The sequence below is a fragment of the Corynebacterium durum genome, from assembly GCF_030408675.1.
GTDB lineage: Bacteria > Actinomycetota > Actinomycetes > Mycobacteriales > Mycobacteriaceae > Corynebacterium > Corynebacterium durum.
In genome coordinates this window covers 2,764,219-2,786,863 of the sequence record NZ_CP047200.1, presented here as the reverse complement: position 1 = coordinate 2,786,863, position 22,645 = coordinate 2,764,219, and the positions used below count along the sequence as shown (strand labels likewise).

The 22,645-nt window shown below is 57.3% G+C and carries 22 protein-coding genes; 12 read left to right on the top strand and 10 right to left on the bottom strand.

The annotated features are described in order from the left end of the window. Positions 1 to 633 precede the first annotated feature (633 nt). The 8 genes from rpmH to CDUR_RS12865 all read left to right on the top strand — a co-directional run bounded on the left by rpmH (position 634) and on the right by CDUR_RS12865 (position 6,483). On the top strand, positions 634 to 777 hold the full coding sequence (gene rpmH, locus CDUR_RS12900; protein WP_075728166.1) for a 50S ribosomal protein L34: 144 nt from the start codon (positions 634 to 636) through the stop codon (positions 775 to 777). A gap of 30 nt (positions 778 to 807) precedes the next feature. Then, positions 808 to 1,212: a ribonuclease P protein component gene (gene rnpA / locus CDUR_RS12895; protein ID WP_179418508.1), complete on the top strand. Its 405-nt coding sequence runs from the start codon at positions 808 to 810 to the stop codon at positions 1,210 to 1,212. Then, positions 1,205 to 1,480, top strand: a complete 276-nt coding sequence (gene yidD, locus CDUR_RS12890) for a membrane protein insertion efficiency factor YidD (protein ID WP_179418507.1) — start codon at positions 1,205 to 1,207, stop codon at positions 1,478 to 1,480. Before rnpA ends, yidD begins: the two co-directional genes overlap by 8 nt. Before the next feature lie 22 nt (positions 1,481 to 1,502). Next, complete coding sequence (yidC, locus tag CDUR_RS12885; RefSeq protein ID WP_179418506.1) at positions 1,503 to 2,465, top strand: membrane protein insertase YidC; 963 nt, start codon at positions 1,503 to 1,505, stop codon at positions 2,463 to 2,465. A gap of 118 nt (positions 2,466 to 2,583) precedes the next feature. Next, complete coding sequence (gene rsmG, locus CDUR_RS12880; protein WP_179418505.1) at positions 2,584 to 3,240, top strand: 16S rRNA (guanine(527)-N(7))-methyltransferase RsmG; 657 nt, start codon at positions 2,584 to 2,586, stop codon at positions 3,238 to 3,240. A gap of 242 nt (positions 3,241 to 3,482) precedes the next feature. Beyond that, positions 3,483 to 4,421, top strand: coding sequence for a ParA family protein (locus CDUR_RS12875; protein WP_040358440.1), 939 nt, complete (start codon positions 3,483 to 3,485; stop codon positions 4,419 to 4,421). A 65-nt stretch (positions 4,422 to 4,486) separates the two neighbouring features. Beyond that, a complete protein-coding gene (locus tag CDUR_RS12870) occupies positions 4,487 to 5,803 on the top strand; it encodes a ParB/RepB/Spo0J family partition protein (protein ID WP_179418504.1) in 1,317 nt (438 codons plus the stop codon). A gap of 23 nt (positions 5,804 to 5,826) precedes the next feature. Further along, entirely contained in the window at positions 5,827 to 6,483 is a 657-nt protein-coding gene (locus CDUR_RS12865; protein ID WP_179418503.1) for a hypothetical protein, read from the top strand. Here the strand turns inward: CDUR_RS12865 and CDUR_RS12860 are convergent. The 7 genes from CDUR_RS12860 to CDUR_RS12830 form a co-directional block, all read right to left on the bottom strand. Then, entirely contained in the window at positions 6,464 to 7,645 is a 1,182-nt protein-coding gene (locus CDUR_RS12860) for an N-acetylmuramoyl-L-alanine amidase (RefSeq protein ID WP_179418502.1), read from the bottom strand. The genes CDUR_RS12865 and CDUR_RS12860 overlap by 20 nt on opposite strands. 83 nt (positions 7,646 to 7,728) lie before the next feature. After that, complete coding sequence (gene trxA, locus CDUR_RS12855; protein WP_060994960.1) at positions 7,729 to 8,052, bottom strand: thioredoxin; 324 nt, start codon at positions 8,050 to 8,052, stop codon at positions 7,729 to 7,731. A 39-nt stretch (positions 8,053 to 8,091) separates the two neighbouring features. After that, positions 8,092 to 9,036, bottom strand: coding sequence for a thioredoxin-disulfide reductase (trxB, locus tag CDUR_RS12850; RefSeq protein WP_179418501.1), 945 nt, complete (start codon positions 9,034 to 9,036; stop codon positions 8,092 to 8,094). Positions 9,037 to 9,158: 122 nt separating this feature from the next. Next, positions 9,159 to 9,728 carry an RNA polymerase sigma factor gene (locus tag CDUR_RS12845; RefSeq protein WP_006061654.1) on the bottom strand — a complete coding sequence of 190 codons (570 nt, stop codon included), beginning with the start codon at positions 9,726 to 9,728 and terminating at the stop codon, positions 9,159 to 9,161. Between the two features lie 209 nt (positions 9,729 to 9,937). Beyond that, positions 9,938 to 13,624, bottom strand: a complete 3,687-nt coding sequence (locus CDUR_RS12840; protein ID WP_290207955.1) for a murein biosynthesis integral membrane protein MurJ — start codon at positions 13,622 to 13,624, stop codon at positions 9,938 to 9,940. 97 nt (positions 13,625 to 13,721) lie between these two features. Then, complete coding sequence (locus CDUR_RS12835; protein ID WP_290207953.1) at positions 13,722 to 16,622, bottom strand: COG1361 family protein; 2,901 nt, start codon at positions 16,620 to 16,622, stop codon at positions 13,722 to 13,724. 5 nt (positions 16,623 to 16,627) lie between these two features. Continuing rightward, the gene (locus tag CDUR_RS12830; protein WP_179418499.1) at positions 16,628 to 17,527 is read right to left on the bottom strand and encodes an NUDIX hydrolase; all 900 of its coding nucleotides are present in this window, start codon (positions 17,525 to 17,527) and stop codon (positions 16,628 to 16,630) included. 136 nt (positions 17,528 to 17,663) lie between these two features. On the opposite strand from CDUR_RS12830, the gene CDUR_RS12825 reads away from it, so the two are divergent. Genes CDUR_RS12825 through CDUR_RS12810 form a run of 4 tightly spaced genes read left to right on the top strand, consistent with a single transcriptional unit; the run spans position 17,664 to position 20,831 of the window. After that, positions 17,664 to 19,130, top strand: a complete 1,467-nt coding sequence (locus CDUR_RS12825; RefSeq protein ID WP_051033864.1) for a CCA tRNA nucleotidyltransferase — start codon at positions 17,664 to 17,666, stop codon at positions 19,128 to 19,130. A 13-nt stretch (positions 19,131 to 19,143) separates the two neighbouring features. After that, entirely contained in the window at positions 19,144 to 19,749 is a 606-nt protein-coding gene (locus tag CDUR_RS12820; RefSeq protein WP_179418498.1) for a YqgE/AlgH family protein, read from the top strand. Between the two features lie 6 nt (positions 19,750 to 19,755). Beyond that, positions 19,756 to 20,490, top strand: coding sequence for an AzlC family ABC transporter permease (locus tag CDUR_RS12815; protein WP_179418497.1), 735 nt, complete (start codon positions 19,756 to 19,758; stop codon positions 20,488 to 20,490). Next, a complete protein-coding gene (locus CDUR_RS12810) occupies positions 20,490 to 20,831 on the top strand; it encodes a branched-chain amino acid transporter permease (RefSeq protein ID WP_179418496.1) in 342 nt (113 codons plus the stop codon). Before CDUR_RS12815 ends, CDUR_RS12810 begins: the two co-directional genes overlap by 1 nt. Here the strand turns inward: CDUR_RS12810 and CDUR_RS12805 are convergent. The 3 genes from CDUR_RS12805 to CDUR_RS12795 form a co-directional block, all read right to left on the bottom strand. Continuing rightward, positions 20,828 to 21,145 carry a hypothetical protein gene (locus CDUR_RS12805; protein WP_233452958.1) on the bottom strand — a complete coding sequence of 106 codons (318 nt, stop codon included), beginning with the start codon at positions 21,143 to 21,145 and terminating at the stop codon, positions 20,828 to 20,830. The two genes, CDUR_RS12810 and CDUR_RS12805, sit on opposite strands and share 4 nt — an antisense overlap. Before the next feature lie 37 nt (positions 21,146 to 21,182). Then, positions 21,183 to 22,172 carry a bile acid:sodium symporter family protein gene (locus tag CDUR_RS12800; protein WP_179418495.1) on the bottom strand — a complete coding sequence of 330 codons (990 nt, stop codon included), beginning with the start codon at positions 22,170 to 22,172 and terminating at the stop codon, positions 21,183 to 21,185. Between the two features lie 66 nt (positions 22,173 to 22,238). After that, complete coding sequence (locus CDUR_RS12795) at positions 22,239 to 22,613, bottom strand: Rieske (2Fe-2S) protein (RefSeq protein WP_179418494.1); 375 nt, start codon at positions 22,611 to 22,613, stop codon at positions 22,239 to 22,241. Positions 22,614 to 22,645 lie beyond the last annotated feature (32 nt).

Sequence of the window (22,645 nt, the reverse complement as noted above, 5' to 3'; positions counted from 1 at the left end):
GGTGAAATTACACAGCGGGAGGGACAAACTCTACTCTGTCCACCGCGTCATCCACAGCCTTGAATGAGTGTTATCGTGCGCTTCCACAACGTTATTCACAGCTGTGGATAACTTCCGGGGTCATGATTTATCCACAGCCTACCTCATGCACTGTGGATAAAAAACATTGCAGCAAAAACTCCCCCTACCTGGAGGAATGTAATTTCATAACCCTTAGTCTCAAGGTCAGATTGAAAGTTATACACAGGCTACTTGACAATTCACATGGTGGATTCTGTGTGAAATTTTCACAGTGCAGGATCGTCTGCGCAGCTAGGTATGGTTTTTGCTGACCGCGAACAACACAACCCACAGCTCCAAACAACATGGCTGTTATTTAAGGGGTGATGGCGGACTATCCGACGCGTCGATTTGTTCAGGAGTGCCACCTGCGCGTAGTCTGGCAGGGTCTGGCGCGTTACTGCTGCCTTGCAATGAGAGGTAGTACACGCGCATTTTCGCAAAATTTTTGCGACTTCCACTCTTCCGCTCCACTCAGGGGTGGACGGTGTGAGGTTTACAATCATCCAACTTCGGGTGGGCAGCTTTGTTGTGAAGTGCTATCACCTGACCAAAATCTGAGGAGTGTTTTCCGTGGCAAAGGGCAAACGGACGTTCCAGCCGAACAACCGTCGTCGTGCGCGTGTTCACGGCTTCCGTACTCGTATGCGTACCCGCGCCGGTCGCGCTATCGTTGCGGCTCGTCGTCGTAAGGGCCGTGCTTCCCTGACCGCGTAGTCTTCGCGGTCACAAGTTGAGGGCGCGGCCGTGCTACCAGATCACCTTTCATTAACACCATCGCAAGCATTTGCGCACACTGTTAAAAAAGGTCACCGGGCTGGCACAAAAACCGTGGTCGTATACCTCATCAAGCACACCACCAATGAGGGGCTCGTCCGTCAGGGAGGGCCCCGATTTGGTTTCATTGTGTCTAAAGCCGTCGGCAATGCGGTGACTCGTCACCGTGTCACCCGGCGGCTTCGGCATATCTGCCAGCAACTTGCCCAGGAAACCCGTGAGGTACCAGGCATCACTGACTGCGACATTGTTGTTCGCGCGCTGCCGCGCAGTGCACAGGCAAGCAGTGAGCAGCTGAGTGCTGATGTTGCACGCGGCGTCGATAAGCTTGTGGCTCAGCTGCAGCATCAGGAGACAGGGGCCTGTCATGGCTAGGCCGACACTTGCGGCGCGGATGCTCATGCGGGGCGTGGGTTTTTACCAAAATTTTCTGTCCCCTCTTAAAATGGGTCCTAGTTGTCGGTTTGAACCATCATGCAGTTCCTATGCCCTGCAGGCGATTAGTCAGCGGGGAGCTGTGATGGGAACCATCTTGGCAGTCACGCGTTTAGCTAAATGTGGACCCTGGCATCCGGGTGGCTATGACCCTGTTCCGCAACGCAGGAATCATAAGGTCACTCACGTGGACTGCTTCCATCAATAAAACCAAGGAGTTTTGAACCACCGTGCTCAACTTCGTTTACTGGCCCATCTCGGCCATCCTGTGGTTTTGGCACAAGCTTTTAAGCTACGTGCTGGACCCGGGCTGGGGAATTACATGGGTGCTTTCAATCGTCTTGCTGACGTTCACCATCCGCGTGTTCCTGGTTAAGCCTTCCCTGAACCAAATGCGGTCAAGCAGGAAAATGAGTGAACTGCAGCCGCGCATGGCTGAGATTCGCAGCAAATATAAGAACGACCAGCAAAAACAGATGGAGGAAATCCGCAAAGTCCAAAAAGAGATGGGCGTTAACCCCATCGCTGGATGTTTGCCGCTGCTGGTGCAGATGCCGGTGTTCCTCGGCCTGTTTCACGTACTCCGATCCTTCAACCGTACTGGCACCGGTTCCGGGCAGCTCGGTTTAAGTGTCGAACAAAACCGCAACACCGCGAACTATATCTTCAGTCCAACGGATGTTCAGTCCTTCCTGGACGCACGCCTGTTCGGTGTTCCGCTGTCCTCCTACATCTCCATGCCAGAGTCCATGTACCAGGGCTTTAGTGGGGCGGAGTTCACCCGCACAGACATTATGATGGTGGCTATCCCGCTTATCCTGATCACCGCCACTGCCACGCACTTTGTTGCACGCATGGGTGTGAACAGGCAGAAAGCACGCTTGGCCTCCGGCAAGCAGTCCGCACCTGCTAACGATCAGATGCAGATGCAGATGGACATGATGAACCGCATGATGGTCTGGTTCATGCCGCTGACGATTCTGTTTACTGGTGCTTTCTGGCACATCGGCCTGCTGTTCTACATGGTGTCCAACAATATCTGGACGTTCTTTCAGCAGCGTTTCATCTTCAATAAGATGGATGCAGAAGAGGAAGCAGAGATCCAAGCCAAAAAGGATGCTCAGCGTGCTAGTGCCCCCAAGCCGGGTGTGAAGCCAAATAACCCGAAGAAGAACAAAAAGCGACGTAGCTAAGTAAAAACCGCCCAATCCGCCGTGAGGGGATGGGCGGTTTTTGTGTGCAACGATATAGTGTGATGCACACACCCGCCTTCATGTTCATTATGGCCCGGCTGTGCACAGGCTAAGGAGAATGTTTCACGTGAAACCATCACATACATCTGATACCCCAACTGTAGCGGCCCGCGTTTTCGGCGATAACCTGGATAAATCTGTTCGCTACCATGATCTTTTGGCGACCACTGGTTCTGTCCGTGGGTTTATCGGTCCCCGGGAGGTGCCTCGGCTGTGGGATCGTCATGTGCTCAACTGTGCGATCATTGGTGAGGCGATGCCGCAGGATGCCAGCGTCGCGGACATCGGTTCAGGTGCCGGCTTACCAGGCATTCCACTGGCCTTGGCTCGGCCAGACCTCAGTATCACACTCATAGAACCTCTGTTGAAACGCTCGACATTCCTTCTGGAGGTCGTTGAAGAATTGCAGCTCGACAACGTCACGGTAGTGCGTGGGCGCGCAGAAGAAAAAGCAATAAAAGCCGAGGTGGGAACAGTAGACGTGGTGACCTCGCGCGCGGTCGCCCCCCTGGGGAAACTCGCCCAGTGGTCACTCCCCCTCGTCACGCGTGGCGGTGTCATGATTGCCATGAAGGGAAGCTCAGTCTCAGAGGAGCTAGAACGCGACGCTAAAATCATTAAAAAGGCTGGTGGTGGGCCTGCGGAGATACAACTGGTGGGTGTTGGAATTGTGGAGGAACCCACCCACCTCATCCGCATCCCACGCGTGCGTTGATGACCAGCACAACAAGCCCTGAAGTGGGGTGCTGGAATGCAATGACTTTAGGCACTAATGTGGAAGAAGTGTAGGAATTATTTCTTCGTTTGAGCGCTGTTATGCTTGACTCTGGGCACTCCAAGCAGGGTATCCATGTGCGCGTTTAGGCAGTTCAGGCGTGGTAAATAATGAGCCGAACGTGGCTGGTCCGCGGGTTTCCCGGTCAGCAAAACTCCGATGGAAAAGGGGACTTCACGTCTATGGACGACCAGTACTGGGATGACACACCCATCGCGGCCGCTGCGCAGCGCGCGGCGCGGGTGAAAACCCCGAACTCGTTGACCCTTCCGCGCCCAGACCGCCCTCGACGAATTACGATTGCGAACCAAAAAGGCGGGGTGGGTAAAACCACAACTACTGTCAATTTGGCGGCTGGCCTTGCGATATATGGGCTTAAAGTGCTGGTTGTGGACCTGGATCCCCAGGGCAATGCCTCCACAGCATTGGGTGCTGATCACCACGTGGGCGTACCGTCCAGCTACGAACTGTTGATCGGTGAATGTGCCGCTGAAGATGCGATGCAGCAGGCAGAGTTTAGCCCCAACCTGTACTGCATTCCAGCGACTATCGATCTTGCAGGTTCTGAGATTGAGCTGGTCAATATGGTCCGTCGTGAGTACCGCCTGGCAGACGCGATCCATGAGGACTTCCTGCGCGAAAACGGCATCGATTATGTGTTCATCGACTGTCCCCCGTCACTCGGCCTGCTCACCATTAATGCTATGGCGGCGGTCACAGAGGTGTTGATCCCCATTCAGTGTGAGTACTACGCCCTGGAGGGTGTCGGACAATTGCTGAACAACATTACGATGATCCGTCAGCATCTTAACCCCCAACTTCATATCTCCAATATCATTCTGACCATGTACGATGGCCGCACCAAGCTGGCTGAGCAGGTCACCGAGGAAGTCCGTAACCACTTCGGTGCTGTGGTGCTAGGCACCACGATTCCGCGTTCCGTGAAGGTCTCAGAAGCTCCTGGATTTAGCCAGACAGTGCTTGAATATGACCCGGGTTCCCGAGGTGCTATGGCTTATCTAGACGCTGCGAAAGAACTTGCGGTTCGTGGTGATTTTGTCCCCACTGAGGACTCCGGTCCCATTGGTCAGCCCCCTGAAGGTTATGTTGCCGATGCCTAAACCTTTGACCCTCCTTGACGTAACCACCCCACTGAGCTAACCCCCTAGAAAGGTTTAGTGTCTTCATGGCTCCTGATAAACGCAAAGGCGGACTCGGGCGAGGTCTTGCTGCGTTGATCCCTAATGGTCCTTCCACAAACAAGCCACGTTTGGGTGAGGACGCCGCGAATATCCTCATGGGCGGTAGTGGCCCACTGGCAGCGGCGACGGAAGAACCACAAGCTGTAGAAACAGCTGAGACCGAGAGCGTACCGGCACCCACTCGGACACAGAAATCCGCGAAAGCTACAAAAAAGACCACCAAGAAGGCACCAACAAAGGCTGCAAAGAAAGCTGCTTCAGCGAAAAATGTGTCGGACCAGTTAGCGGCGGCACATGCTGCTGTGACACGGCCGTCGACACGCACGGCAGGTACGAAACTAGACGGCGCATCACAGGAGTCCAGGGAGAAGGATAAGCAGGCACCTAAAGCTGCCACTGCCCCCAGCGCCACGCCGCGCACTCCCGCGACAGAGACCGCCCAAGACACCAAGGAGACTCAGAAAAAACCAAACGTTCCACAGTCTCCCGAGGATATTGGCGCAAGCTACCAGGAGATTCCGGTCAACCAGATTGTGCCGAACCCGCATCAGCCGCGCCAGGTTTTTGATGAGGAAGCACTCGCCGAACTGGTGCACTCCATCAAAGAATTCGGCCTCATGCAACCGATTGTGGTGCGCCGCGCCGCTGATGACTCCGGTTTTGAGATCATCATGGGTGAGCGCCGTTGGCGCGCCGCCAGCAAAGCCGGTCTGGAGACCATTCCGGCGATTGTGCGGGAAACCGACGATGGTGCCATGCTGCGCGACGCGTTGCTGGAGAATATTCACCGTGTGCAGTTGAATCCTTTGGAAGAGGCGGCTGCTTACCAGCAGCTTCTGGAAGAATTCGATGTGACGCAGGCCGAACTGGCGCAGCGTTTGGGGCGTTCCCGCCCGGTGATCACCAACATGATTCGTCTGCTGCAGCTGCCGGTGTCTGTGCAGCGTAAAGTTGCGGCGGGTGTGCTGAGCGCTGGTCACGCCCGCGCGTTGCTCTCGCTGCAGACCGGTGCAGATGCGCAGGAGTTGTTGGCTGCTCGGATTGTTGCGGAAGGTTTGTCCGTGCGCGCTACGGAGGAAGCGGTGATGCTGGCCAACCGTGGCGAGGAGCAAAAGCCGAAGAAACCGAAGGATAAGCCCGCACCGCCAGCATTTTTGACGCAGGCTGCGGATCGATTGGCGGACGGCTTGGACACGAAAGTCACGGTCACGATGGGTAAGCGGAAAGGCAAGATCGTGGTGGAGTTTGGCGACCGCGAGGATTTCGAACGCATTATGTCCATTATCAACTCACAGCATTAACCACTCCTCACTGGAGGTGCCGTGTGTTTGCATCGTTGTTGCCGCTGAGTACTGACAACATCAGCTTGCTTCACCCTGTAGCGGGCCGCTGCGTGTTCTGGGAATTGGAACCCTCGGCCGCACATCATGTCCAGAACCAGGGGTTTTCGGCCCTGGAGAAGGAGGCGTGGTTGTCCCGCATGCTGTTGGAGTATGGCCCCTGTGGCTTCAACATCAGCTGTGGCATTGACGACACCCCGGCACTGGCCACCGTGCTTTTTGGCGACGAGAGGAACCTGCCGGGCGTCGAAAACATGCCCACGGCACCCGTCACCAACGGTGCCGATGTGATTTCTTCCCTGTTCGTTGAGACCGGCTTCGAGTGCCTGGGGTTTGAGCAACTGCTTATCGACGCCGCGTTAACCCAGCTCACCCGGCAAGGCTCGCGAGTGGTGGAGGCTTTTGGCCTGCGTGCGGGTGCCTTCATCGCGGAGGACGAGTCCGTGGGATGGGGCATTGGCACACCCGCGTCAGTAGGGCTGATCCCCGAAACCATACTGCTGGAAGCTGGTTTCACGGTTGTGGCTGACCATGACGTGCTCCCTCGCCTCCAAATGACGCTGCCTCCCCCACAAGGCTTGCTGGCCGTGGAGGAGGCGGAAGAGTTGATTCGTCAGGCGCTTACAGCAGTTCAGACCTAAGCAACTCAGAGAACTTATAGGTGCCGGTGGGCTGGGTGTCCTGGTCGAGCAGATACAGGCGCTTCACGGCCACCACAATGGCCTCTGCGATGGTGTCACGCTCGGAAGGGTCGGTAAGGATGGCAACGTCGTGGGGGTTAGTCAGGTAGCCCGTGACCACCTCGACGGTGGGCATAGAGGTCAGTCGCAGCATTTCCCACGTGCGACCATGGTTGCCGCAGTTTTGCAGGTCGGTGCGGGCGACAATCTCGCGTTGGATAAAGCCACTCAGCGCCTCCCCAGTCAGCGAGCTACTCCCCTGCTCCGAACCGAAATAGAACGTGGCCACGCCGGAGGCTTTCTCGTTCTGATAGCGGTCGCACTGGAGGCACAGCATCAAATCCGCGCCAAATGCGTTGGCAATGCCCGCGCGTTCCTTCTGACTTGGGTTGTCTTGGCGCGGGCGGGAGACGATGGTCTCCATACCCGCGGCAATCATGCGGCCCTCAATACGGGAGGCAAGATCCCACAGAATCTCCTCCTCGGTGATGTTGCCAAACAGACCTTTAACGATCTGGCCTTGATCGTTACCGCCCAAGGCGGGGTCAATGACCACGCGTTTTCCAGCTAGTTGCGGGCCAGCCTGCCGTACCTGCTCCCTCTCGCGAATCGCATGCGGCGAGCCGCCGGTGATGCGTAGGCCAAGGTAACTCAGTGCGCGTACGGTTTCTGGACCACAAATGCCATCAGGCTGCAGGCCAGAGTTTTCCTGGTAATTGACCACGCCAGCGTGGGTGGCGGGGCCGAAATGCCCATCAATACGGTCAGCGTAGAATCCGAGGTCGTGAAGCTGCTGTTGCAGCTGGCCAACGTCATCCCCCACCATCACATTCGCCGGCTGGAAATACAACACCCGCATACCTAGGGTGTAGGAGGCTTCGCGCAAAATTTTCAGCGTCGCTTCGCTGATCTCGCCGTTGGGGACGAAACCGCGGCTTTGTTGAAAACCTTGAAGTGCCTCTGCGAGGGCAGCGTCGAAGAATGTGTCTTTTTCTTCGAACTGCTGTGCCTCTTTATCGATGACGTAGCCATCAAAGCTGGGCAACAGCCCAAGTCGAGCCAGGGTTGCGCGGACTTCCGCCACACGAGGGCTCCGATCGCCAACCCGCAAGACATCTGACACGGTTTTCAATCCTCCACAAATCTATATCAGCAACGCTGCTATCACGACGCGTACAGTACAGATGGTAGTAGCCAGACTACCAACTAGGTGAGGGATTCCAGTTTAGCCATGTAAGTCTCTGCGGTGTTCACACCGTTTAGTTCAAAGACCTTCTCGCCCTTATTGAAAATAATGACGGTTGGGATTGACAAGATCTGGAACATCGCACCCAGTGTACGCTCTGCGTCCATGTCAACTTTACCCACAACGACGGAATCTCCCATCTCTTCCGCAACTTTTTCAATTTCGGGGGCAAGTTTTTTGCACGGACCGCACCATTCAGCCCAAAAATCGACCAAAACGGGGGTAGCAGAATCGACAACGGTAGAACGAAAGTTCTCTGCAGTGATGGTAACAACCTGAGACATGATTTTCCTTTTGAGGAGTGAATAAATTGATGAGTAAGTTTAAGAAACGAGGTAGTGCTGGGCGTCGATAGCCGCGCGTGCACCCGAGCCTGCGGCAGTGATGGCCTGCTGATAGTGGTCATCCACCAGGTCACCAACAGCGAACACCCCAGGAACGTTTGTCTTAGTGCTGGGGTGTGCAACCAGCACATGGCCGGAAGCATCAGTGTCCACTTGGCCTTTCACCAGTTCAGAGCGGGGATCCGCGCCGATAGCCACGAACATGGCGGCGACATCCACCTGTCGGGTCTCCCCCGTCACGGTGTCCTTCAGCTCCAGACCGCTGACCTTATTGTCTTCGCTGAGTACACGATCCACCACCGCGTTAGTGACAAAGGTGATCTTCTCATTTGCGCGCGCACGTTCCAGCATGATGGCGCTGGCGCGGAACTCCTCGCGGCGGTGCACCACCATCACGCTCTTGGCGAAACGCGTGAGAAACAGTGCTTCTTCCATTGCGGAATCCCCGCCACCGATCACGGCAATATCCTGGTCGCGGAAGAAAAAACCATCGCAGGTGGCGCATGATGATACGCCGTGGCCCAGCAGCTCCTGTTCGCCCGGAACCCCCAGGTAACGGGGTGCCGAACCCATGGCCAAGATAACGGTGCGCGCCTGGAATTCCTCATCGCCTACGAAGATCTTCTTGATCTCCCCGTCCACTTCTAGGCGATCAACCAGCTCCATGCGCAGATCCGCGCCGAATCGTTCGGCCTGGGTGCGCATCTGCTCCATCAATTCAGGCCCCATGATGCCCTCTGCAAAACCCGGGTAGTTTTCCACCTCGGTAGTGGTCATGAGTGAACCACCAAATTCGATCCCCTCAAAAACAATGGGTTGTAGATCTGCTCGCGCCGCGTAGATCGCAGCTGTGTAGCCAGCAGGACCAGAACCCACGATGGCAACGTCATGGATGGTGGGTGTGTCAGGGGATGCCTCTGTCATTGGTAATCCTTCTGCTTGAGAATAAACAGCACTGCTCCACAGCGATTCTAGGTCACTGTGGGGCCGTTGAATCTTTCCAACGCCGAGGTACCTCTCCCTATTCCACACGTTACTGTGATCTGCTACACCAGTGCTTCTTGTCGCAGAAGTTCCCTGAGATGCTCTTTTGCCCGCGCCCGCCGGGATTTTATGGTCCCCGGGCGCACCCCCTGATAGGCCGCCAGGCTGTTCACACTGTGACCCACAATATCCACCTGAATGATCGCGTCCCGATGTTCTGGGCTTAAACACCCCAACACGTCCCCGATGAACAGTTGCGTCTCGTAGCTGCTCACTGGGTCTTCACGCAGCAGCCTGTCCGCGAAGGCGGTGTTGCGCTCATCGTCCAGGATTGCGGCTTCACAGCGCTCCCTGTGGTGGATGAAATCATAGCCACAGTTCATCACCAGTCGATGTAGCCAGGTGCTTAGCGTGCAGTCCCAACGAAACGAGCAGAGATTTTTGCTTGCGCGGAAAAACACTTCCTGCACAATGTCAAGCGCATCATCATCGTTGGCGGTATAGCGTCGTGCCACCCACCACAATCGTGTTTGGTAGCGGCGTACAAGAGCCGTGAACGCGCAACTATCACCCCCAAGAAACGCCTCAACTAGTTCCGCATCTGACAATGAATCTGGCACACATGTATCCATGATCCCCCGAGAACCCCACTCCCGATTATGTTGTTAATCCCGATAGTGCAGGTGTGCAGCACACCTGATGTCACCTATTGTGACCCTATTCGTCGTTTCTTTGCCAGAAGGTCACACGAAAGGGGGTAACTGGCTCATAAAGAACCCATAAAAAGCGGGTTCCCACAACACAGGAACCCGCCCTAGTAGACGTAGGTGTAGATTATGTGCTAACCACTAGCGGGGCTACCGAACACAGTTATGGAATTGATGGTCGCCGCCTCAGGAAGCGGCATCTCAACAACCCACACCAACACCTTGTTAAAGCTCTCTGAGTTCTGAACCTCAACATCCGTAATGCCGCGATTCAGCTCAGCCTGCCCAATCGGAACTGCCCCATCAAACGTGGTGGGATTCGGGTTGTTAAACCCATAAATTGCCACACGGGAACCGGGGCGGTCAGTCACCAATTGCAGCTTAGACACCGTAGAAGGCTGCTCAAGATCCAACAACAAGCCCACGCCCCGTTTGGTCCCCACGGAACCAAACTGGTTGAGGTACACATCGGTACTCCACGCCGTGGTGGGATTGTTGTCAATCACCAGCGGGGCTAGCTCCGGGTTGTCCTCAGTGCCTGCGACAACGGGTGCGGGTTCCCACTCCTCAGCATGCGTTACAGGTAGCTGTATCGACTGCCCATTTCCAGCGCCGTTGTGTGTGATCGGGGAATCCTGGTTGTTGTTGAACACACTCATCAGGAAGACGGTGATCACCGCCGTGGTCACCACCAGGCCCACCGAGAAAATCGCAATCAGTGCAGTCATGCGGCGGGAATAGCCAGCACCACCAAAGCCACCAACTTGCAGTTCCGGATCGGGCACATCCTCCACCCGCACGATCAGCTGCGTATCCTGCTCGGCCACCGCCTGTGCATGAGCACGGGCGTAGGCGTACAGCTCATCCGCAAATTCGTGCGCGTCGGTAGGCTGAGCCCCCGCGGGCAGTTCCGCAGCCGGGGCGTCGATAAGCATGGTGAGCGCGCTACCCAAACCGTTCAAGTCCTGGTCCTCACTGCTGGTGGACAGCACAGCTGGGAACGCCAGAATAGCGGTGCCAGTGCTGGTAATGCGGATGCGGCTCTGGTGATCCAAACCCAAGGTCAACGCGCGGTCATGAGCACGTGCCGCAGCCTCAGCCAGCGGGCGCAGTGCTAACGTCGCCGCAGCTGGGTTAGCACCAGCCTTAGCAACCGCGTCCAGGGAGGAACCGGTCACCCAGTCGGCAATAACGATGCAGCCAGTGCGGAAATTCAGCACCTCAATATTCGGCGCAATACCCGGATGGTTTAGTTGCGCCAACTCCAGCGTTGCCGCCGTAATATCCTCAGCATTTTCCTCCGTGGTGGTGGTATCCACCGTCACCAGCGCCACCTGACGCCCTGTCGCCTGTTCCTGGGCATGCCAGAAACGCGCGCCGGGCACGCCACCATGATCGGCAAGGAGGCGGAACCTGCCGTCGGCGACCGGGGCGCCAGCCACCAACCGGGGGCCCCGCACCGCACCAGCAGACATGGGCGGAAGCACCTGAGTCGCAGTGAAATCGCTGGCGGCCAGCAGCTGCTCGGTCTCGCTGATGGCTTCTTCGTCGCCCTCTTCCCCACCAGGCACAGCTGCGGGGGCAAAACGACGCAAGCCCGGGATGCGGCGCAGCACAGCGCCGAACGCCAACACCTCCTCCAGCTTGGAACGCCACAGCACCACGCCCGTGACCACCAGGAACACCACGCCGGCCAGCATGGTGCGAATAATGAACCCGACACTGCCGAAATTCTCGAACAGCCCGCCGAGAATCAGCATGACCAGCATGTCTAGGCCGTAGGCCACAACAACACCGGCTATCGACGCCCCGATGGCCCACAGCGCTGTGTGCACCACACTGCGCCCATTGAGCACGCCAAGGGTGCGGCGCAGCAGGAATGTACCAATCACAGCACCCGCGACATAGCCAAAACCATTCGCGGCAGCCAGCAGGATCACCACATCCTGTGGCGAGGATGCCACCAGTGGAGCCAGCATGCTGAGCAGCACCTTCGTGCCCGTAATACCCGCGACAATGAAGGTGGGAGTCCACGCCTCCTCACGGGCATAGAACACACGCAAGTGCAGCAACACCAGCGCGTACGGGATCAAGGTGAAAGCAGAGAAACTGAGTGTCAGGCCAAGAATGTGAGCAGACGCAACATCGAAGTTCAGGTAGGCAAACAAGCCAATACCGATACTCGGACCGAAGGCGGTAAGAAAGAACACCACCGGGATCAGCGCGATCGCGGTAAGTTTTGTTGCCACCGTCAGGTCGTGCACCACGGCTTGGTCGTCACCAGCCGCAGCATTGCGAGACAGCCTCGGCATAATGGCCGTCAGCAACGTCACGCCAATAATGCCATAGGGCATCTGCAGCAACAGCCACGCCTGCTGGTAGATCGTCCACGCCGAAGCGTCATTGGCAGAAGCGACGCGGCTCGTAATAATCAAGCCGAACTGCGAAATACCAACATAAACAATAATGGCCAGCGCCATGCCACCGAACTGCTTCAGGCGATCATCAATCCCCCACAGGGGACGCAAATCGACGCCCGCCCGACGCAGCGGCGGCACCATGATCAGCGCCTGCACCACCACGCCCAACGTGGTACCCACACCCAGCAGCAAAATATGCGGATTGGCAATGTTCACTGGTTCTTTCGGGTCCAGTTGCCCCGGCAGAATGAAGTACAGTGCCAGCACTACCAGCACCACAACGTTGTTAACCACCGGTGCCCACGCGCCGGGCTTAAATATAGCCTTTGTGTTCAACACCGCCATGAACAGCGAGAACATGCCATAGAACAGAATCTGCGGGAGCAGCAGGAATCCGAACGCGGTGGCTTGGGAAACGTTGACTTGGCCGCCCCTGTCCAGCGCCATACTCACCAGTAAAGGGGCACCTATCACAGATGCCAAGGTCACGGTGATTAGCAACGTCATCGACAGCGTAAACAACCGACGAATAAACGCAGCGCCGTGGTCCTCGTCTTCTTTTTCCGCTCGCACCAGCACTGGAATCACAAGGGAGGTGAGCACCGCTCCCAGCACAATCTCGGTGACCATGTTGGGTAACGTGTTTGCGACGTTAAACGCCGACGCCACCGCCGGACCCATGGTCGCGCCAATGGCCATGTTGCGCAGGAAACCCGTGATACGGCTGATCAGGGTGGCAATGGCCATGGACCCAGTCGAGCGAACGACGTCGCTATCCGATTGCGTCTCATCAGCCTCAGCAGCGGAACCGCGGGGTCCGTTGGGGCCGCCTGGTCTAGCGGGCGTACCTTTACGGGGGCGCGACGGTGGCGGTGTGGCTGTTCCAACTCCACCGCGAGCTCCGCCAGCAGCTCCCACGACGGCACGCGGAGAAACTCTGGTTGGTGCGGCCGCAGCGCGGTTTGCTCGCGCGGATTCTGCGGCACCGCCCGCCGAACGTGCGGGCTCATTGACGGCGGAACTATTCACGGTCGTCGGAGGAGACGCCCCGCCCGTTGCTGGGCGACGCAGCGCGGATGCCCGCTGCCGCTCTGCCCCGCCGACGCCGCGTGCGTCTGTTCCAGCAGTGTGACGCGACGGTGATGCCGCCGAGCCTCCCGATGGGGCAACGATGGGGCTGTTGGCCAACTGCCCATGTTGTGCCGCCCGGCTGGCCTGACGTGCACTCCTGGTGGTGCGCCGCCGCGGCTCTGGGACGGGAGCGGGGGGCGTCGGCTGCACGATACGGCCACGCTGACCCGTCTGCGCCGAAGATGACGATGATGACGGTTGCTGCTGATGTGATTGAATGCGTTGCTGGGCGTTTCGATCAGCCGAATGAGTGGGATCTGAAGGACTCACGTTGAACCATTCTGGAGGACGGACAGGGGTCTACTTGAGGTTTACGATGAGGAATAACTGAAGTTTTACAGCGGATATTACCCAAAAACCTCCCAGATTACCGCCCCGGTGGCCGTGGGGAACCTGAGTTTTGGTCAGCGTGTCCGTTGTTCAGACGACGTTCGTTCCGGGTGTCATCAGTAGTGTCAGACGACACGCTACTATCCGTCTGTGCTGCTTTAATAGAGCGTTTTGTAGCGTCGGATGCGGGTGATGTAGTGCTGGGCTTTTTGACCATGCGACGCATACGGAAAAGCAGGGCAAAAATTAAACCAACTATCAGCGCCACCACACCATAGACACCGAAGAATCCGGCTCGTGTTTGCACGCCAATGTCCACCGAATCACTGATGGCGTTTCCTGATGGTGTGGCCAGCCACAACGTCAGGTCAGTGCGTTCGCGGTCGTTCGGCAGATCAGCCGTCATCTGCGTGGTAATGGACCCCTGAGCTGGGATACGTTGCTGGTCTGGGGTGTGAATAACCGCACCCTCAGGCCCCTGATACATGATGTGAGCATCCACCGGCAGGGGCAGGCCGTTGCGCGCCACAATCAACAGCGGCGACGAGGCTGAGGTGCGGGTATAGACGTTTCCAGGTGGCAACAGCGTCACGGACCTGCGCAGATTCACGAGCATCTCGCGATTCAAGTTCAGGATGGAGTCTGTCTCTGCGACGGTTGGGTCATAGGTGGCTAGGGAACGCCGCCCGCTGAGCGTCAATGCGCGCAAAAGGTCGCGTTGCAGTGGCGCGGTGAATTGATATCGGGTTAGTGCGATGGCGGGATCGTTGACCATCAGATGTGTCAGATCGTCAATATAGTTTCCCTGTTGTGTGACGCGCAGGATTTCCGTGTCGGTTGCAACCGTCGGGTCGTCATAAGGCGCGCCAAACCGCGAGGATGTTTCCGAGGATCCTGCCTGATCGCTTTGTCGCTGAAGGTCCGCCTCCTGTTCGGCGGAGGGCGTGATGGCTTGGGTCAGGGGCACGGGGCGCGCCAGGTTGTGACTGAGCAGGTCGCTTGCAGTGTTGAGGAGTGCGCGGGCATCGTCAACGGAGCCCAGTAACGCCGAGGGGGTAACAAGAATCGGGGTATTATCTGCGGATTCACCGTTGTTGGTGCTGTGGGCTTTTTCGTCAACACTCATGCGTAGCGCTGCTTGCGCGTTTAGGGAACGTGCCGTACCGGAGTCAATGCGAAAATCAAATCGGGTGGCGGGGCTGCTGTAGCCCACGGTTTCCGGGTCGGTTCCCAAGGCCGCCAGTGTCGCAGCGAGTGAGCTTTGATACCCCACGCCCATGATGTTAGGCCCGAGGGCTGCGAACTGCCCCGCGCGCGGCACATCCCACACTGTGTTATCAGAAACCAGTACTCTAATCGGCGAGTTCGGCTGAGAAGAATGGAAACCGTTGTCAGGGTTCGGTAAGGAATTATCGTTCAGTGCGGTCTCGCCGCCATGGGGGTTGGTTGGTTCTGTGACGCCTGGGTTGTGGGATTGGGCGTATTCCCAGGCGTCTTCCGGCTTTCTCGCTGGTGTCGCGTTTGAAGAACCCGAAGTGGAGTTCCCAGAGGTACCCAGCTGTTGGGGACTATCACCAGTGTTTCCGTTAGTGTCGCCTGTGGTGTCTTCTAACGGGGAGTCGGCTACGCCGAGTCCGGCGACGGTCTGCTCGGTGACATACCCGGATGCGGGAACCACGACGTTGCGCAGCGGAGCAACTCCTACGATCTGCTCAATAGTGGAGGCGCCTTGGCTGAGGGCTTCGCGTAGGAGCCATTCGTTGCCGGTGCGCCCTAATGCGTTGATGTCCACGTTCGCCCACGGGAGTGCCACGACGCAGGAGTCCTTGGCGACACCTCGTAGTTTGGCCAGCCACTCCCCAGCCACCACTGGTGAGGAGCCGGGAGTGCTAGGCACGTCGTCCGCCTCTGACCCCCAACTGTCGCGTAGCCGTAGCTTGGGGGCAACGGGGCTGGGGCGTTGATCGGCCACGCTATACCCCTGGGACATGCGGGAAACGGTATCCACCAGCTGTGGGTCCAGCGCCAGGCAGGAGCCTTCCCGCAGCTTCGCTGCCGCGCTATTCGACGTCGCGTGTGGCGCTCCACTGCTTGTCGACGCCGCCCCACCTTCCGTGGTTGCCTGAACGTACGCATCCAACAGCTGGTACAGGCGGCCGCCTTGGGCAAGCTCAGCGGCAAGGTTTTCGTTTTTCAGTATGAGGTGTGCCGATCCCGGTGCCGCCCCGGTTTCGCCAGCAATGATGTCAATCTTGGCGGACAGTGGCCACAGCATGGTCATGCCCGGGGATTCCTGTGTCTCATCGGACACTGACTGTGTGTCTGGATTCAGTACGGACAGCAGGAAATGCGTGGACCCCACATAGGCATCGCCTTGCCCCTGATCGCCGTTAACGTTCAGTGTCAGTGGGTATATCCCCGGATTGGAGATAGATAACGAGCGGTCCTGGTCCGGCGCAGTGGGAAGCTCCACATCAATGATGATCTCCTGGTTCGGTTCCAGCTGGTCCGGAAGCTTGAACTTTAACCCTGCCACCTGGAACGCGGAGGAATCCGAGGCGAGGATGGATCGGGCGTCGGCAAGCGAGTTTTGCTTGCTGGCGCGTTGCGCCTGAATGCTGAGGTTACGCACCACCTCGGAGCCTTTGTTGGAGATGCGCAGACGCGCGCGGGTGGTATCGCCGACGTGGATGGTGGACGGCTCAAGTGATTCGAGGAGGACGCGTACGGGGGCGTCGTCATCTTGGCTGCGCGCCGCCGGGTTAATCCATTGTGTTTTTATCTCAGGGCTGTCGGGTGTCATGGGGAACGGTAGCGCTGCCGCGTGCGGAACCATACCACCAGGTGTGACCATGGACATGGTGGCCGGGCCCGCGAACCCAACGAATGCTGTGGTGACGCAGGCGCACAGTGTGATAAACCGTCGCTTTGTTGTCATGGCGCTCACCGCGGGGTGATCCTTCCCTCCGCTTTCTCTGTTCGGGCCAGTTCTGGCAGCATGTCATGCGCCAGTCGAGCCAGTTTGCGTTCATCAGCATAGGCGAGCCGTTCGATCAGCTCGCTAACGGGAATCCATGCTACTTCCGTGACCTCAGGGTCTTCGTCGTTAAGGTCGCCATCTAGGAAGCGCAACAGATGGTGATGCACGGTCTTGTGAATACGCTTACCATCCGAGACAAACCAATAATCAATGACACCAAGTTCGGCGAATACTTGGCCATACACGCCGGTTTCTTCCCATACTTCCCGCTCAGCCGTGGAGGCGTGGGCTTCACCGGCCTCCACATGACCTTTCGGCATGGACCACAGGAGACGCCCCCGACGGTCAAGGCGACCGATGAGCGCAACGTACAGTCGGGCCAAATCAACAGTGCCGTCTGGCATTACTGCTTCCGCCAGCCCAGACACCACCAACCCACCGGCGGAGGTTTCGATGCTTGTTTCCATGCGCGGACGAGCTGATGAACGCTGACGTGTCTGGTTGGTGCGGGACCGTCGCTGGTCGCGCTGGCGGTTGTTACGCCGCTTGCTGTTCTGCTTTGCGACGCCCCCGTTATCCTTGCGGCGTGCTCCCCCGTCCTTGCCTGCGGTGTTCGTGGTTGCTGCTGTGCCTTTACCCGCCGTTCCCTCAGGGTTGCGTTGTGGATTTCGGCGGCGACGTCGGCGTTTTGGCTGTTCAGATCGCTTTTTTTCGGCGTCGCTGGTGATGGGCTGAGATGTTGGCGCCCCGCTTGAACGGCTGGACGGGGTGTTGGTGGCTCGACGACGTGACCGGCGGCGTCGTTTCCGTGCTGCCGGTTGGGTGGCCTGGTCGGTGGCCTGGTGCCGTTCGTTGTCACTCATCCACACAATCGTATCGTGATGACGAACAGGAAGGGTATTTATTATGAGGACCTTTGCCGATTCACCCTCACTGCCCTGGTGCAAGAATCATTGAGGCTACTTATTATGAGATAACGTTCCAGGTAGACTTGTCCAGGTGATTTCTTCGGCTTTAACACAAGAACCCAGCGATGCGAATTTGCTTATCCAGGCGGAAAAAGCGATTTCAGGTTTACTCCCTGTGTTGCAATCGCTTGCTCAGCGATTTAACGACGAAGGCCATCGTTTGTATTTAGTAGGGGGATCTGTTCGTGATGCTCTGCTGGGGCGCTTAGGGCACGACATAGACTGCACCACGTCTGCACGGCCAGAAACAGTAACTGCTGTGTTGGACGGTTGGGCCGATGTGGTCTGGGACACTGGTATTGAGTATGGGACTATCTCGGCGGAGAAAAACTCTCAACAAATCGAAATAACAACATTTCGATCGGATGTGTACGACGGGCAGTCCCGAAATCCAGAGGTGAAATTCGGTGACACTCTTGAGGGTGATCTCATTCGTCGCGACTTCAGTGTCAATGCGATGGCCGTTGAAATAACCGGCGACGGTTCTATGGTGTTTCACGATCCCATGGGAGGATTAACGGACCTGGCCGCCCAGCGCCTAGACACGCCGAATACGCCAGAACTGTCGTTTCACGATGACCCCCTTCGGATGCTGCGCGCAGCGCGTTTTGTCTCCCAACTGGGTTTTGAGGTGGCTCCACGCGTAGAGGAGGCCATGCGGGACATGGCTGGAGAAATTACGCGTATCACTGCGGAGCGTGTGCAGGCGGAGCTGGATAAGTTGATGCTGGGTGCTGCGCCGTGGACCGGCATTAACCTCATGGTGACAACAGGAATTGCGGACTATATTTTCCCGGAAATCCCAGGGATGAAGCTGACCCAGGATGAGCACATGCAGCACAAAGATGTGTATGCGCATTCGATGCAGGTGCTGCGCCAGGCGATGGATCAGGAGGAGGACGGGCCGGACCTGGTGTTGCGCTGGGCGGCGTTATTGCACGACGTCGGTAAGCCTGCCACTCGCGCCCCAAAGCCTGGTGGCGGCGTGACCTTCCATCATCATGAGGTGGTGGGGGCGAAACTGGTGCGTAAACGCATGCGGGCGCTGAAGTACTCCAAACAGATGGTGTCTGATGTAAGTCAGTTGGTGTATCTGCATTTGCGGTTCCACGGTTATGGGGAGGGGCAGTGGACTGATTCGGCGGTGCGTCGGTACGTCACCGATGCCGGGCCGTTGCTGAGTCGCCTTCACAAGCTTGTGCGAGCGGATTGCACCACGCGCAACCAACGGAAAGCTCAGCGCCTCCAACGCACGTATGACCATTTGGAGCAACGCATCGCGGAGCTGGCTGCCAAAGAGGATTTGGCCAAGGTGCGGCCCGATTTGGATGGTAACGCCATCATGGAGCTGCTGGGGCTGCAACCCGGGCCGGATGTGGGGCGAGCATGGACGTTTATGAAGGAGCTTCGGCTGGAACGCGGTCCGCTGGAGCACGATGAGGCCGTGGCTGCCTTGCGGCAATGGTGGGACAACGACCAGAATCAGGGTACAAGCTAGAAAGGTTCGAGTCATGGAAGAGTTTTTCAGCGACCGTCTGTTCACCGCCCTGGAGCGTAACGAGCCGACCGCTGGCATGGTCTTAGTGGCGGCACCGGGCATGCTCTCTGATGAGTTTGCGCGGAGCGTTGTGCTGATTGTGGAACACAATAACCAGCTGACCTTTGGTGTGAACCTGGCATCACGCAGCGATGTCGCGGTGTTTAACGTTATGCCTGAGTGGGTACCATATGTGGCCAAACCGCAGGCTCTGTATATTGGCGGTCCGCTTAACCAGCAGAGCGTTGTGGGGTTGGGCGTGACGAAGCCGGGTGTGACAATTGAAAACCACAAACAGTTTCAGCGGCTCGCTAACCGCATTGTTCACGTTGACCTGCGCATTGACCCCTCCGAGTTGGAGGACTTGGTAGAAGGCATTCGCTTGTTTGTGGGCTACGCAGAATGGGGTCCGGGCCAGCTGGAATCAGAGATTGAGCGCGGTGATTGGTATGTAGCTCCCGCGTTGGTGTCGGACATTATTGCGGGTGGAAGTGTGGACGTATGGGGTGATGTGATGCGTCGTCAGCCAATGCCCCTCCCCTTGTTTTCCACGTTCCCGGCGGATATCTCGGATAACTGACTTGTCATGGTTTCACGTGAAACATTGCGTGAATGGCGGGCCGGGTTTTCTGATGCCTGGACTGTCGGCCTTGGTCTTGTCCCCCTCGGCCTCGCATTTGGATTGCTGATTACGCAGTCGGGATTTTCTTGGTGGTGGGCTCCCATACTGTCCCTGGTTATTTACGCCGGGAGCATGGAGTTTCTGGCCATTGGGATGATCACTGCGGGCGTTGGCATCATTCCCGCTGCCGTGACCGGCTTCATGGTTAACTTTCGCCACATCTTCTATGGGCTGACCTTTCCCCGTCACCTCATTCGAAACTTCTGGGCGCGTGCCTACAGCACCTATGCCCTCACCGACGAGTCCTACGCCATCGTCTCCGTGCGTGCCGCTGCAGGCGATGGTCACCGCATGACAGCCTCCCGGATGCTCAGCATTCAGGTGGTCTGCCAACTCGCGTGGGTTCTTCCAGGAATCATTGGCGCCCTCGCGGGTACTGCCCTCCCCGATACCCTCACCGGCATGGACTTCGCTCTCACGGCTCTGTTCCTCGTTCTTGCGTGGGAATCTTTCGCATCCCACAGAGATGTCTCGCTTCCCCTCAGCGCCGGACTGTTCGCCGTTGCTTTCGCGCTACTGCTGCCTGGCCAGATGTTGGTGCTCGCTTTAGTGTGCTATTTCTGTCTGCTTCTTATCCGCTTTCTCTCCCCGCGTATCGACGTCCTACTCCATACCGATCTAGATAAGGCTCGACGCTGATGGGGCTCCCGGAGGGTGTTTCACTGCTCAATACGGTAGGTATATTGGCCGCAGTCGGAATCGTCACTGTGATGTTACGGCAATTACCGTTCTCCGCGCTCCGATTACTCAAGGGGAGCAACCTGGTGGGGATGTTAGGTATGACGATGCCCGTCGGCGTGATGACCGTTCTGGTGGTGTACACAATTGCCCATCAAACCGCGGAGCCTGGGGGCATCTGGTCCAGCCTCATTGCCTCTGCCGTAACGCTGGCGGTGCATTGGTGGCGCCGCAGCGCCGCGCTCTCCATCGTTGCCGGGACTGCGTGCTACATGGTGATCGTCAATCTTATTGTGAGTTAGAAATCGGGAAACTTCTGGAGGGCCTCTTGCCAGAGGCCCTCAAATTCGTCTTTGCTGAGGATTGTCGCCGAAATATCGGGCATGTCAGCATAGGTATCCGGGTGGGGAACAAACTCTTGTGGCAAGGCACTCATCCCCCGACTATGCTGCCCCTGGGCCAAACCTGTGATAGACGATCCATCCCCCAATTCAATGATGCGCTGCATGGCGCATAGCGATGGTGAGTCCGTGGGACGCACCTCAGCAACATGCGCTAATGGTGGCGCATCGGGGGCGATCAGATCAATGCGGACGTACATATCTTCCTGTGCCATGCCCTACAGTGTGCGTCCACTCCCCTACCTCACGCAACTAGCGGGGCACGGCCTCTTGGTGGTCATCGCGCGCGTAGCGGGCAGAAAGCCACGCGCACATGATGAGCTGCACTTGGTGAAAAATCATGAGCGGAAGAATAAGCAGACCAACGTTGCTGGACCCGAAGATCACTGCTGCCATTGGTAGTCCTGTGGCAAGTGATTTTTTTGTCCCGCAGAACTGTATGGCAATCATGTCTTCACGATTGAAGCCGCATCGCAGCGCAATGAATCGTGTGAGCCACAGCATGAGCGCCACCAGGATGATAGAGAATGCGGTGAGTATGACGACGTCGATAATGCTCACTTGGTGCCAGATGCCAGCGACAATTCCGGCCGAAAAGGCGGAATATACGACCATGGCGATGGACCCTCGATCAACAGTTTTGGTCCATTGTGCACTGGCCGTTTCCTTGACCCATCGGCGTGCCAACTGTCCGATAATAAACGGTAAGAGAAGCTGTATGGCGATATCGGCAAAGACGGAGCTATCGATCTTTATTCCACTCCCCGAGGACATGAGGAGCATGACCAACGCGGGAGTGGCCACCACGCCCACCAGATTCGACGCTGAGGCGCTAACAATGGCTCCCGCGACATTTCCCCGGGCGACGGAAGTAAACGCCACAGAGGACTGCACAGTGGACGGCACGAGAGTGAGGTACAAAATACCTAGGTATATGTCCGACGAGAGGACTGCCGTGGTAGGGCGGAGAGCGATGCCGATAAGCGGGAATACGACGAAGGTGAACGCGAGGATTATCAGGTGCAGCCGCCAGTGTTTGAGGCCGGTCAGCGCTTCTTTTGTGGACAGGCGCGCGCCATAAAGAAAGAACAATAAGGCGATGGCGATCTTGGTGGCCGCGGAAAACCACTCGGCAAAGTCTCCTCGCGCGGGGAAAAACGTTGCGAGGATGACTGCGAGAAGGATAAGCGTGATCAGCGGATCGGGCCGCTTGTTTGGCAGTTTAGGGCGTGGTAGAGGCATGTCTCCAGTCTAAGACGCTGCGCCATACCGCCGCGATGTTTCACGTGAAACATCGCTTGTTTCGGGTTACGGCTCTGGGGTGAGCTTATTGTTGCCGTCGGTTTTGAGCTTTGCTTCCTTCAGCCCCGCCCGCGATGGTCCCGAAACGGGAGCGCCATCGGTGATGCTAAAGACGGAATTATGGTTGGTGCATGTCACCGTGTCGCCATTGACTTGGCTGATCTTTGCGCCTTGGTGTGGGCATGTCGCGGAGTAGGCGTGATAGACGCCCGAAGTCGGCTGGGTGATAATGAAGTTTCCGACAATAACGGCGCTGCCGACAGGAACGTCCTTTGCGTCAATTGTCTGTTTCGGAGGGGCGCAGGCGGCAAGGAGTGCGCCTGCGAATGTTGTTGCAGTTCCAATAAGAAAAAGTCGACGGTTGCATGTATGAGGCTCCATAGTGTCAGTATATCATACTGAGAGTTACTGTC

Coding starts and splice junctions, on each gene's coding strand:
- yidD (WP_179418507.1), top strand. CDS start 1,205: ATGGCTAGGCCGACACTTGCGGCGCGGATGCTCATGCGGGGCGTGGGT.
- rsmG (WP_179418505.1), top strand. CDS start 2,584: ATGTTTCACGTGAAACCATCACATACATCTGATACCCCAACTGTAGCG.
- CDUR_RS12875 (WP_040358440.1), top strand. CDS start 3,483: ATGGACGACCAGTACTGGGATGACACACCCATCGCGGCCGCTGCGCAG.
- CDUR_RS12870 (WP_179418504.1), top strand. CDS start 4,487: ATGGCTCCTGATAAACGCAAAGGCGGACTCGGGCGAGGTCTTGCTGCG.
- trxA (WP_060994960.1), bottom strand. CDS start 8,052: ATGTCTCAGGTTGTTACCATCACTGCAGAGAACTTTCGTTCTACCGTT.
- trxB (WP_179418501.1), bottom strand. CDS start 9,036: ATGACAGAGGCATCCCCTGACACACCCACCATCCATGACGTTGCCATC.
- CDUR_RS12845 (WP_006061654.1), bottom strand. CDS start 9,728: ATGGATACATGTGTGCCAGATTCATTGTCAGATGCGGAACTAGTTGAG.
- CDUR_RS12835 (WP_290207953.1), bottom strand. CDS start 16,622: ATGACAACAAAGCGACGGTTTATCACACTGTGCGCCTGCGTCACCACA.
- CDUR_RS12830 (WP_179418499.1), bottom strand. CDS start 17,527: ATGAGTGACAACGAACGGCACCAGGCCACCGACCAGGCCACCCAACCG.
- CDUR_RS12820 (WP_179418498.1), top strand. CDS start 19,144: ATGGAAGAGTTTTTCAGCGACCGTCTGTTCACCGCCCTGGAGCGTAAC.
- CDUR_RS12815 (WP_179418497.1), top strand. CDS start 19,756: ATGGTTTCACGTGAAACATTGCGTGAATGGCGGGCCGGGTTTTCTGAT.
- CDUR_RS12810 (WP_179418496.1), top strand. CDS start 20,490: ATGGGGCTCCCGGAGGGTGTTTCACTGCTCAATACGGTAGGTATATTG.
- CDUR_RS12805 (WP_233452958.1), bottom strand. CDS start 21,145: ATGGCACAGGAAGATATGTACGTCCGCATTGATCTGATCGCCCCCGAT.
- CDUR_RS12800 (WP_179418495.1), bottom strand. CDS start 22,172: ATGCCTCTACCACGCCCTAAACTGCCAAACAAGCGGCCCGATCCGCTG.
- CDUR_RS12795 (WP_179418494.1), bottom strand. CDS start 22,613: ATGGAGCCTCATACATGCAACCGTCGACTTTTTCTTATTGGAACTGCA.